Source organism: Sphingobacterium sp. G1-14 (assembly GCF_002196555.1).
GTDB lineage: Bacteria > Bacteroidota > Bacteroidia > Sphingobacteriales > Sphingobacteriaceae > Sphingobacterium > Sphingobacterium siyangense.
In genome coordinates, this window is the sequence record NZ_CP021381.1 from 3,307,623 (window position 1) to 3,320,230 (window position 12,608).

Genomic DNA, 12,608 nt, shown 5'->3' on the forward strand with positions numbered 1-12,608 from the left:
TAGACAAATCGCCTTTCATATGCAATCAATAACACATGCTATGTAAACAATCTATCGAATTCTCCCCTTCATTATGAACGTTTTTTTCGAGGAGATAACGAAATTAAAATTATAAAACTCAAAATCAAATAGTCGAATGTCCCCTTGTAATAATATCACTATTTAACTATTTTTATCCCATATAACGGAATGCCATTTCCTTTCGCTACAGCGTTTTCAAAAAAAATCCATAAAAAGAATTGAAAAAAATGGCTATTTTTGCGTGATTTTCACATTTTAAATATTATTCATACCGAATGAGTACTGTATTATCCGAACAGGAACAACTTAGAAGACAAGCGATGCAATCGTTGTTGGATATGGGAATTGATCCATTTCCAGCAAACGAATTTGTCGTCAATGCACATGCTGCTGATATTTTAGAAAATTACGATAGAGATAAATTGAATTATAAGAACATTACCATTGCTGGACGTATCATGAGTCGTCGTGTGATGGGTAGTGCTTCATTCTTTGAAATTCAAGACTCTACCGGACGTATTCAAGCTTATATTAAGCGTGACGATGTATGTCCTGATGAGAATAAAGACCTATACAATGTCGTTTTCAAAAAGCTATTGGATATCGGAGATATCGTTGGTATCAAAGGCTATGTCTTCACAACACAAACCGAGGCTATTGCAGTACACGTAGAAGAACTTACCGTTTTATCCAAATCGTTACGTCCCCTACCTGTCGTTAAATCTGCGGAAGGTAAAACTTTTGATGCCTTTACAGACCCAGAGCAACGCTATAGAATGCGTTACGTGGATTTGATCGTAAATCCAGGTAACAAAGATAGATTTATCAAGCGTACGAAGCTCTTTAATGCGATGCGTCAGTTCTTTAACGACGCGGGGTATATGGAAGTAGAAACACCTGTCCTGCAATCCATTCCAGGCGGTGCTGCAGCACGTCCGTTTATTACACACCATAATGCTTTAGATATTCCATTATATCTTCGTATCGCCAACGAGCTTTATTTAAAAAGACTAATCGTTGGTGGATTTGATGGTGTATACGAATTTTCTAAAAACTTCCGCAACGAAGGAATGGACCGTACCCATAACCCAGAATTCACCGTAATGGAGATTTATGTAGCTTATAAAGACTACAACTGGATGATGGACTTTACAGAACGTCTATTAGAACATTGTGCCTTGGCTGTAAACGGTACGACTGAAGCTACCTTCGGGGAACATAAAATTGACTTCAAAGCACCGTATAAACGGATATCGATGACAGATTCCATTAAGGAATTTACTGGATTTGATATTACTGGAAAATCTGAAGACGAAATCCGTATTGCCGCCAAAGGAATGGGCATCGATGTAAACGAAACCATGGGTAAAGGCAAACTGATCGATGAAATTTTCGGTGCAAAATGTGAAGGAAACTACATCCAACCAACATTCATTACAGATTATCCAAAAGAAATGTCTCCTTTAACGAAGAAGCACAGAGATAATCCTGATTTAACCGAGCGTTTTGAGCTGATGGTTTGTGGAAAAGAGATTGCCAATGCTTATTCAGAGCTTAATGATCCAATTGATCAACGCGAACGATTTGAAGATCAATTGCGCCTTTCTGAAAAAGGTGATGATGAAGCCATGTTTATTGATCAGGATTTCCTTCGTTCATTGGAATATGGAATGCCGCCGACCTCTGGACTTGGAATCGGTATGGACCGTTTAATCATGTTCTTGACCGATAATGCGTCAATCCAAGAAGTTCTTTTCTTCCCACAAATGAGACCTGAAAAAGTCGCCAAAGTAGCAGAAGTGAAAGATTATGAGGAACAAGGTATTCCTGCAGCTTGGGTTCCTGCCTTACAAAAAATGGGCTTTACAACCATTGAAGCTTTAAAAGAAGCGAATCCGAACAAGGTTTTTAATGACCTTGGTGGTATGCGTAAAAAACTGAAACTAGATATCAATATGCCAACGAAAGACGAAGTATTTGCTTGGTTCAATTAAATCGGTATCTATAATCGCTAAAAAAGCTGCCTCAATAAAATTTGAGGCAGCTTTTTTTGTTTAGAGCGATCTTGTAAAAATGTTTAAAATGGTCCAATGCGACCCACAAACCCCGAGATTCCTTTCTGTAGTATCTCCGATCCTATCAGATTTGTATAATCCGCTCATCAGCCTCTATATTAACAGGGAGATTACAGGGGGTTAACAGGGGGGTAGCAGGGGTATAACAGGGGTAAACCCTTGTTAATCCCCTGCTAACCCCCTACAATAAGTATGGTAAATCCCCATCAATTCAGAAGCTGTTAAGAGGATAGCACGATGCTATGCAACGTAATACAGCTAAAAAGATGCGCTATGCATTTAAGCAAAGGATATATGACACAATTGTCACCAATATATGACTCCCGTCAATTGGAGACATTTATTATATTTACATATCGTTAACTAAGTCAGTTTTTAGCATATGAATAATATTCTCGCGCTTGATGGTGGTGGTATCCGGGGTATCATTCCTGCAATGGTTCTTGTCGCTCTGGAAGAGAAGTTACAAAAGCAGACCATGGATCCCAATGCACGGATTGCTTCCTACTTTGACTTTATTGCAGGTACAAGCAGCGGCGGAATTCTGACTAGCATTCTTTTGTATCCGGAAGAAGGCAATCCCACCCATCCGAAATTTTCTGCGCGAGATGCCTTAAATCTATTTGTTAATCATGGCACTGAAATTTTCAACGCTTCCAAATGGCGGCGTTTTTTAGGTGGATTTGGTCTTGTCAGCGAGCTCTACTCGTCCAACACATTATCAGACGTTTTGGATGAGTATTTTCAAAATGCACGATTGAGCCATCTTATCAAACCCTGTATCATCACTGCGTATAACATTGAATTGCGGAAGAATCATTTTTTTAGACAACAAAAGGCAATTACGCACGGGGAAGCGCGGGATTTCTATCTTAAAGATGTCTGCAAGGCTACGTCCGCTGCACCCACATTTTTTCCTGTTGCAGAGATCTATTCGCTTTCAAAAACAAGATATCCTTTGATTGATGGCGGTGTGTTTGCTCAAAACCCCTCCATATGTGGTTTACTTGAAGTTTTAAAGGCTTTTAACAGTACGCAGATAAACGACATGTTTATGGTATCCTTAGGTACCGGAATGTCAAAAACAGCTTATAATTACGAACATTTTAAGAAGAAACTTGCTATACAAATCGGTCCTGCTTTAGTTGACATTATGACAAGTGCATCTTCTGAAAGTACCGAATTTTTTATTCGGCAACTATTTCAAAGTAACGGTAAGCAACAAAATTATCTCCGCATAGAACCAGCCAATCTATCGAGCATCAATGCATCATTAGATGCAGCCTCGTCCAATAATATACAGAAGTTGATCTCCTTATCCGATAAAATGATCAGTGAGCATGAGGATACATTGGATTATATCGTTGCGCATCTCATTAAAGAAAAGAGTCAAAATAAGAAGAAAAATCCATGGAGCCAGTTGATGGATAAGTTCTAAAAGATTACTTTTACGCATATTTTAAATCTATATGGCATTAAACTACGTTTGGGTTGCATTTTTCTTAATCACATTTGCCGTAGCCCTTGTAAAACTAATCTTTTTCGGAGATACGGAAATCTTTCAGCAAATTGTAAATTCAATCTTTGACAGTGCAAAAACAGGAGCAGAAATCTCTTTAGGACTGATCGGCATGATGAGTTTTGCACTTGGGATTATGAAAATTGGCGAAAAAGGTGGTATGATCAATATCTTCGCAAAAATCGTGGGACCTTTTTTCCATAAACTATTCCCAGAGATACCCAAAAATCACCCTGCGCTTGGTTCTATTCTTATGAATTTCTCGGCTAATGCACTAGGATTAGATAATGCGGCAACGCCATTGGGGCTTAAAGCCATGAAAGAACTCCAGGAGCTCAATCCAAATAAGGAAACAGCTACCAACGCACAAATCATGTTTATTGTGCTCAATGCATCTAGCTTAACCCTCTTGCCTATTTCAATTATGGCTTATCGGAAAGAAGCTGGTGCACCAGATCCTTCAGATGTATTTCTGCCAATTCTGATCGCAACCTTCTTTTCCACATTGGTGGCATTGATTCTCGTTTCCATCTACCAAAAAATCAATTTATTTAACCGTGTAATTCTAGGATACCTGGGAGCAATGGGACTATTTATCGGTGGACTACTTTATTACTTTTCGGGACTGCAACAAACAGAAATTGAAATATTCAGCAAGGTATTCGGCAATCTTATTTTATTTAGCTTATTCACCTCTTTTATAGGTTTGGCTCTTTTCCGTAAAGTGAATGTATACGATTCATTTATAGAGGGTGCCAAAGAGGGCTTCGAAGTCTCTGTAAAAATAATACCCTATCTCGTCGCGATGCTTGTCGGTATCGCTGTATTTAGAGCATCAGGAACCATGGACTATATGGTCGCTGGAATTTCCAAAGCTATCGCATTATGTGGTCTAGATACATCGTTTGTAGACGCTTTACCTGTAGCCTTTATGAAGCCGCTCAGTGGATCCGGTGCACGTGGACTTATGGTCGATTTGATGAATGCCAAGGGGCCAATGGACTTCGCTGCCAGGGTTGCTTGTGTTATTCAGGGATCAACAGAAACTACTTTTTATGTCCTCGCGGTATATTTTGGTGCAGTGGGAATAAAGCGTACACGGCATGCATTACCCTGCGCTCTGCTAGCTGAATTGGCTGGTGTGATAGCCGCAATTATTATATCCTATATATTTTTTAAATAGTATACAAAACGGATCTAGAAAGGTTCTGTTTTTAGATTTGAGCCGATTCTTTTACATATAATTATATACTGATGAAAAAAACAATTGCACTAATAGCCCACGACGGCAAAAAACCTGAAATGGTCGCATTTGTCAAAGACCACCAGGAATTATTGGAGCGCGCCAATATCATTGCCACAGGTACTACGGGCTCTTACGTCAGACAGACAGGCTTGCCTGTGGAATTGAAATTGAGTGGCCCCATGGGTGGTGATGCACAAATCGCAGCTTTGGCGGCCGAAAGAAAAGTTGATGGTATTATTTTCTTTCGCGATCCACTAGGGAAACACGCACATGAACCAGATATTCAAATGCTCATGCGTGTATGTGATCTTTATAATGTCCCTTTGGCAACAAACCCTGCAACAGGAAGCCTCATCATTGAAGGACTATTAGAAGACGTGGAATCCTAATTTTAATCGCTTATGGACAATGAAGTAATCGTTTCAATAGGGAAAACACCCTATACAACTACAGTACAATACGGCAAACATCAAATAACGGTTGATGAACCCGAAGATGTAGGTGGTGAAGATCAGGGCATAAACCCTACTCCACTATTACTATCCTCTTTAGGGAGCTGCAAAGCCATTACAGTCAAAATGTATGCTGACCGCAAAAACTGGCCCCTGGAGGAGGTGCTGGTGCGTTTATCTTATGAGGTGCAAACAAGTGAACAGCAACAAACGACCTATATACAATGTTTTATTAGCTTTAAAGGAGATTTAGATGAGGTTCAAAAGCAGCGTTTGTTTAAAATAGCTGAAAAGTGTCCTGTTCATAAAATATTATCAAATCCTATTGTAATAACTTCAAATCATTTATAATGTTTCTTGGGATAACGGATAACACTATTTATATTTGTCCGCGCAAAAAAGACCTTTAATAGTCGATAGAATCGAATAGTAAAGGTTTACTAGTCCTGCAATATAGATATTTGTAATAAAAATAAAGCAAACGATGCAATTGGATCCGCAAATAGCAATAGACTCGCCTTTTAGATCGATCAAACGGGAAGATTGGAAAAATTTAAACGGGAAGGTATTGCACAATTTCAGTGTCGAAGACCTGGAAAATCTACATGCACTGAATGAACCTTTGACAAATCAGGAAATAGAAGAAGTCTACTTTCCCTTAAGTCATCTACTTGAGATTCATATTGATCGTTTCCAGAGCCTTCACCAGCGTACAAACCGGTTCTTTGGCAAAGAAGAGAGCAAACTGCCTTATATCATTGGTATAGCTGGGTCGGTCGCTGTCGGAAAAAGTACTACTGCCCGGGTTTTGCAGCGTGTCCTAACTTTGCTTCCGTCCAAGCCGAAGGTCGATTTGGTGACCACAGACGGTTTTTTATACCCCAACCAACAACTTATCGAACGTGGTATTCTAAACCGAAAAGGCTTTCCTGAAAGCTATGATGCCAAAAGATTGATTCATTTCCTTTCAGCAGTGAAATCAGGGGCTCCAAAAATTGCGGTACCAGTATACAGCCACTTGGTCTATGACGTCTTACCAGACGAACAACAACAAGTGATTGAACAACCCGACATCCTCATTGTAGAAGGGATAAATGTATTACAAGTCAATTCCCAACGACCACGAAAGGGACATAGCGTATTCGTTTCCGACTTTTTTGATTATTCAATCTATGTACATGCCAGCGAGAAAAATCTTATTGAATGGTATACCAATCGATTTGAATCACTGCGTGCTACGGCATTTCAAAATCCGGCTTCATTTTTCCATAAATATGCAAATATGACAGCTGATGAAAGCCATGCCATGGCTGTAAATATCTGGAACGAAATTAATAAGCCCAATCTACTTAAAAACATTTTGCCGACTAGATATCGCGCGGATCTCATTTTAGAAAAAGGAAGCCACCACTTTGTTAAAAATGTCAAAGTAAGAAAGATTTAACCCTGCATTCTTGTGAACTGGAGGATTTCATTTAATATGTTGCTCTGGACCTGCTGATGTATTTTGTTGCTGGACGAGATTGTACTTACCTCAACTTTATACTTGATATAGTCTTTAGTCATATCGGCGACCTTGATTGTAAAGCCCTGGGAATGAGCTAAATTTGGGTTTTTCTGAAATAATGGACTTAAATACTGTTCCAATTCCGCCACTGCAAATGAGCGATCAATCGGTAGTTCAAACTTTACAACAATTTTATTTGACTTTTGAGAAGTCTTATTGACCAAAGTCGCGGTAAACACCAAATTATTGGGAATCATCACAGCATCATCATCTTCATCGCGCACAACCAGATTGGCCAATGTGATATCAACAATTTTCCCCTGATATTCACCTATTTTTATGCGATCTCCAACGGAAAATTGATCCGAAAACATAATAATCAAACCGGATATCATATTCGTGATATATTCTCTAAAAATTACCGCAATCGCCATTGCGACAATTGTCATGCTGGTGATAAAATCTTTTGGATTAATACCAACCGCTATCATTAGGCTGACTATAATAAAAAAAACATTGCCTACTGTAGCTACACGTGTAATTCCGAGCACAAAATTACCCCGGACAACCTGCTGTTCATTTCGACTGTTGTATAGTTTTACAAGGATAAAATGACCGATTGAGATCAGGACACTAGCTGTTAGAAAAGTATTTAAGCCGTAAGCCATATTCCGGATGACCTCCCGCTGCATATAAAAGGTTTCAAATTGAACAAATGATGCCGTTAACGCAATCAGCAGTATAATTCGTACAATAAAAGAAATTGAAATTGGTTTTGTCATTTTTTACACAAGCTTAAGTTGTCTGTCTAGTCAAATTTTAATGTTCTCCCATTCGCTATGCACGATAGTTCATGTAAAACGGTCCCAAACAGGCTTGCTAAACTAAACAATTTTACTTTACGTAAAAAGCATTATCAGGAAATAGCTATCTTTGCCTAAAGACATTACATGCTATTAAATGAAGGAATCGAACGTGCAGACTGAACTTAACGTAAGCGGAATGCATTGTGCAAATTGTGCTATTTCAATCCACAAATACCTAGAAAACAACGGCGCTAAGGATATCTACGTCGATTTCGCCTCAGATGAAGTGAAATTTTCGGAGATCCCCCTGGAACAAATACCTGTGCTGGTCAAAGGTATCGAGTCTTTGGGTTACAAAGTTATTTCGGGTAAGGATAAGAAGCCTAGCTTTTGGAAATCTATTGATTTTAAGTTCCTTTGCTGCCTCATCTTCACCATCCCCCTGTGGAGCCACATGTTTACAGACTTACCCATTCTGCATGATCCCTATATCCAACTTGCGCTATGTGTCCCAGTTTATATCATTGGTTTTTCCTATTTTGGAATCAGCGCATTCCGTTCCATCTGGAACAAAATGCCCAATATGGATGTACTCATCTTTGTTGGATCTACAGCTGCGTTTAGCTATAGCCTCATTGGAACATATTATAATCTAGGGCATGATTACCAGTTCTACGAAACATGCGCAACAATTATAACATTGGTATTTTTGGGGAATGTCCTCGAAAAAAGAGCCGTTACCAAAACCACATCAGCAATCAAAGAATTGGTTAAATATCAGGATATACCTGCTATTAAAATTGAAGACGACCAAGAAGTAGAGATATTAGCCCGAGATATTAAATCAGGTGATATTTTAAAGGTAAATTCAGGAAATCAGATACCTGTTGATGGCGATATTTTGGAAGGACAGGCTTGGGTGGACGAATCTATGCTAACCGGAGAAAGTCTACCTATTGAAAAACTCAAATATGATGCTGTCATTGGTGGTACGTTACTAACTGAAGGAAATATCAGAATCGTGGCGACCAAAGTTGGGTCTAAAAGTGTACTGTATCAAATTATTCAATTAATTAAAGATGCACAAAGTAAAAAGCCACCTATTCAAAAATTCGGTGATAAAGTAGCCGCTTATTTCGTCCCAATCGTCGTTACGATATCATTTTTCACTTTTTTTATTACTTACTTTATTGCACAATTACCGCTCCAACAATCCCTCATGAATGCGATAGCTACACTTGTTGTATCTTGCCCATGCGCCATGGGGTTAGCAACACCTACAGCTGTCATGGTTGGTCTGGGAAGAGCCGCAAAAAAAGGAATACTGATCAAAGGCGGAAGCACCATTGAGGAGATGTCCGATCTCAAACAGATGGTATTTGACAAAACGGGCACCTTAACAACTGGTGATTTTAATATCAAAGCAATTCAGACCTTTGGTATTGAACAATCGCAAGTCGAATCGATCATAGCACAATTGGAGAGTTATTCGAGTCATCCGATTGCCAAGTCGATCCGAAAACAACTCAAGGAGATAAAATCTTACCGCATTATCTTTAAGGAAGTCAATGAAATAAAAGGGAAAGGGATATTTGCTACAGACACAAATGGTAATAACTATTCCATTTGCAATGCAAAACTTGGTGAAAAGGATTACTCCAATCGCTATGATCTTGCCTTAACAATCAATGGCGTTGTAATTGCTGGCATTGTATTGGAAGATCAGATTAAGCCCTATGCAAAGGAACTCATCCAATACCTCAAAGATAAAGGGATACGCCCTATTCTTTTGAGTGGGGATCGACAAAGTAAATGTGAACGCACAGCGCAAAAGCTTGGTATTGCTGATGTATACTGGGATAAGTCGCCAGAAGAAAAACTAGAAATATTGTTCAAGCTCAAAAAGAATGGCCCTACCGCAATGGTTGGTGACGGTATCAATGACGCTCCGGCATTAGCTGCTGCCGATGTTGGCATCTCGCTCGGTGATTCGACACATATTGCTATTCAATCGGCCAAGGTGGTTTTATTAAACAATGATCTTAAATCCATTGAAAAGCTGCTAAAGATTGGTCACCATACCCTATTGACAATAAAACAAAATCTATTTTGGGCCTTCGCGTACAATATTGTGGCCATACCGCTTGCCGCTGTGGGCTTTCTCGGACCTATGCTTGCAGCCTTAAGCATGGCCTTTTCAGACTTAATTGTCATAGGCAATTCGATTCGACTCCGCTTTAAAAAAATCAAATAAAAACGATACCCCATAAGTACCAAGACAATCCATAAAAGATTGTCTTTTTTGTGTATATTAGGGCTTAAATCATTCGCTTTTGAGGTTAAATTTTTGTAACTTCGCATGCGTAGCAAGCCAGTTTACAGGGCTTGCTTACTAGTTTTATTGAAACCAAATTCATATGGCTGAAGAAACAGAAAACGACAACAATCTTGTTCCGGCAAACGACCGGATTATCCCAATCAACATCGAGGATCAGATGAAGTCTGCCTACATTGACTATTCCATGTCTGTCATTGTATCAAGAGCACTTCCTGATGCCCGTGATGGCATGAAACCAGTACACAGACGTGTTCTTTATGGCATGCTGGACTTAGGGGTTACCAGTGGCAAGCCTTACAAAAAGTCTGCCCGTATCGTCGGTGACGTATTAGGTAAGTATCACCCACATGGTGATTCGTCCGTTTATGACACCATGGTTCGTATGGCTCAAGATTGGAGTTTACGCTACCCTTTGGTAGATGGTCAAGGTAACTACGGTTCCATTGATGGCGATCCACCTGCGGCGATGCGTTACACTGAGGCAAGATTAAAGAAAATTGCCGAGGAAATGCTATCCGATATCAACAAAGACACTGTTGATTTCCAAAATAACTTTGACGATTCCTTACAAGAACCAACAGTCCTTCCTACGCGTATTCCAAACCTCCTGGTAAATGGAGCTTCGGGTATTGCTGTAGGTATGGCTACAAATATGGCTCCACATAACCTATCTGAGGTTATCGATGGTACAATCGCTTTTATTGATAATCGTGATATTGAGGTTCCAGAATTGATGCAGCACATCAAAGGCCCAGACTTCCCTACAGGTGCATTGATCTACGGCTATGCCGGGGTTCAAGATGCTTGTAATACGGGACGTGGCCGTATTGTCATGCGTGCAAAAGCTGAAATAGAAGCAACCAAGTCTGGAAGAGAGCAGATTATTGTTACCGAAATTCCCTATCAGGTGAACAAGGCGAATATGATCGAGCGTACAGCCGAACTGGTTAATGAGAAGAAACTAGAAGGTATCTCTGCCATCCGTGATGAATCTGACCGTACGGGTATGCGTATTGTGTACGACATCAAACGTGATGCAAATGCAAATGTTGTTTTAAACAATTTGTTTAAATATACAGCGCTACAAACTTCATTTTCAGTAAACAACATTGCTTTAGTTAAAGGAAGGCCAATGCTATTGAATCTGAAAGATATGATTCATGAGTTTGTGGAGCATAGACATGATGTAATCGTTAGACGTACACGCTATGAACTGGCAGAAGCTGAAAAACGTGCTCATATTCTAGAAGGGTATTTAATTGCCTTAGATCATTTGGATGAAGTCATCAAATTGATCCGTAACTCGGATACACCAGAAGATGCACGCGTTGGATTAATGGAAAAATTTGGCCTGTCCGACCTTCAGGCTCGCGCGATCCTCGATATGACCTTACGTCGTCTAACAGGACTGGAACGTGATAAGATTAAAGAGGAATATGCTGAATTGATGAAAACAATTGACTATTTGAAATCGATATTGGAAGACGAAGAGCTTCGTATGAAAATTATCAAAGACGAGTTAATTGAAATCAAGGAAAAATACGGTGACGAACGTCGATCTCAGATTGTACACTCTGCTGAAGATATGCGTATGGAAGATTTTATTGATGATGAAGAAATCGTTATCACAATCTCCCACAATAGTTACGTAAAACGTACTCCATTATCCGAATACAAACGTCAGGGACGCGGTGGTCGTGGATCAATTGGCACAAACACACGTGAAGAAGATTTTACCGAGCATATCATCACAGCCTCAGCACATAATTATATGCTGCTATTTACAGAGGCAGGTCGCTGTTTCTGGTTGCGTGCATTTGAGATTCCTGAAGGAAGCCGTACTTCTAGAGGTCGAGCACTTCAAAATATCATCAATGTTCCAAAAGAAGAAAAAATCAAGGCCTTCATCCTGGTGAAGAACTTGAAAGACCAAGAATATTTGGAAAACAACTTCATTATTATGTGTACCAAAAAAGGTACGATTAAGAAGACGTCTTTGGAAGCCTATTCTCGCCCAAGAGCAAACGGTATCAATGCCATCAATATTAATGAAGGCGATCAATTAATTGAAGCTTGTTTGACTACTGGAAGCAGTGAAATTGTCATGGCTCTCCGTTCTGGTCGAGCAATTCGTTTCAATGAATCTACAGTTCGTCCAATGGGCAGAACGGCAACAGGTGTACGTGGTATCACCTTGGGAGCCGAAAGTGATGAAGTGATTGGCATGATTAGTGTGAATGATTCGGAAACTACCGTGTTGGTCGTTTCTGAAAAAGGATACGGAAAACGGACAGATATCGAGGATTATCGCGTAACGAATCGTGGTGGTAAAGGTGTGAAAACAATCAACGTTACAGATAAAACAGGCGAACTCGTTGCGATAAAAGGCGTTACAGACAACGAAGATTTAATGATCATCAACAAGTCTGGTATTGTTATCCGTATTGCTGTGGAAGAATTAAGAGTAATGGGACGTGCAACACAAGGTGTAAGACTCATTAATTTAAAAGATAACGACGAGATCGCTTCTATTACGAAAGTCGATCGTGAAGAAGAATCTGAAGAAGAGTCTGAACTGACCGAAGAGTCAACGGAAAATGGCGATTCAACTTCTGAAGAAAACACGGACTTAAACGAAGAATAA

Annotated in this window: 9 protein-coding genes; 8 read left to right on the top strand and 1 reads right to left on the bottom strand. The window is 39.6% G+C overall.

What is annotated here, in order from left to right:
• Positions 1-296: 296 nt before the first annotated feature.
• From lysS to coaA, 6 genes are all read left to right on the top strand, one after another.
• Complete coding sequence (lysS, locus tag CBM24_RS13975; protein ID WP_088161687.1) at positions 297-2,015, top strand: lysine--tRNA ligase; 1,719 nt, start codon at positions 297-299, stop codon at positions 2,013-2,015.
• 463 nt (positions 2,016-2,478) lie between these two features.
• Positions 2,479-3,534 carry a patatin-like phospholipase family protein gene (locus tag CBM24_RS13980; RefSeq protein ID WP_088161688.1) on the top strand — a complete coding sequence of 352 codons (1,056 nt, stop codon included), beginning with the start codon at positions 2,479-2,481 and terminating at the stop codon, positions 3,532-3,534.
• A 31-nt stretch (positions 3,535-3,565) separates the two neighbouring features.
• Positions 3,566-4,798: a nucleoside recognition domain-containing protein gene (locus CBM24_RS13985; RefSeq protein WP_075992759.1), complete on the top strand. Its 1,233-nt coding sequence runs from the start codon at positions 3,566-3,568 to the stop codon at positions 4,796-4,798.
• Between the two features lie 71 nt (positions 4,799-4,869).
• The gene (locus CBM24_RS13990; RefSeq protein WP_046673562.1) at positions 4,870-5,250 is read left to right on the top strand and encodes a methylglyoxal synthase; all 381 of its coding nucleotides are present in this window, start codon (positions 4,870-4,872) and stop codon (positions 5,248-5,250) included.
• Between the two features lie 12 nt (positions 5,251-5,262).
• Complete coding sequence (locus CBM24_RS13995) at positions 5,263-5,664, top strand: OsmC family protein (RefSeq protein ID WP_088161689.1); 402 nt, start codon at positions 5,263-5,265, stop codon at positions 5,662-5,664.
• 133 nt (positions 5,665-5,797) lie between these two features.
• Positions 5,798-6,757 (top strand): type I pantothenate kinase, encoded by a 960-nt coding sequence (gene coaA / locus CBM24_RS14000; protein ID WP_088161690.1) that lies wholly within the window; start codon positions 5,798-5,800, stop codon positions 6,755-6,757.
• Here the strand turns inward: coaA and CBM24_RS14005 are convergent.
• Positions 6,754-7,602, bottom strand: coding sequence for a mechanosensitive ion channel family protein (locus CBM24_RS14005; RefSeq protein ID WP_088161691.1), 849 nt, complete (start codon positions 7,600-7,602; stop codon positions 6,754-6,756). The two genes, coaA and CBM24_RS14005, sit on opposite strands and share 4 nt — an antisense overlap.
• A gap of 178 nt (positions 7,603-7,780) precedes the next feature.
• Between CBM24_RS14005 and CBM24_RS14010 the strand changes: the two genes are divergently transcribed.
• On the top strand, positions 7,781-9,880 hold the full coding sequence (locus tag CBM24_RS14010) for a heavy metal translocating P-type ATPase (protein ID WP_088161692.1): 2,100 nt from the start codon (positions 7,781-7,783) through the stop codon (positions 9,878-9,880).
• Between the two features lie 163 nt (positions 9,881-10,043).
• Complete coding sequence (gene gyrA, locus CBM24_RS14015) at positions 10,044-12,608, top strand: DNA gyrase subunit A (protein WP_088161693.1); 2,565 nt, start codon at positions 10,044-10,046, stop codon at positions 12,606-12,608.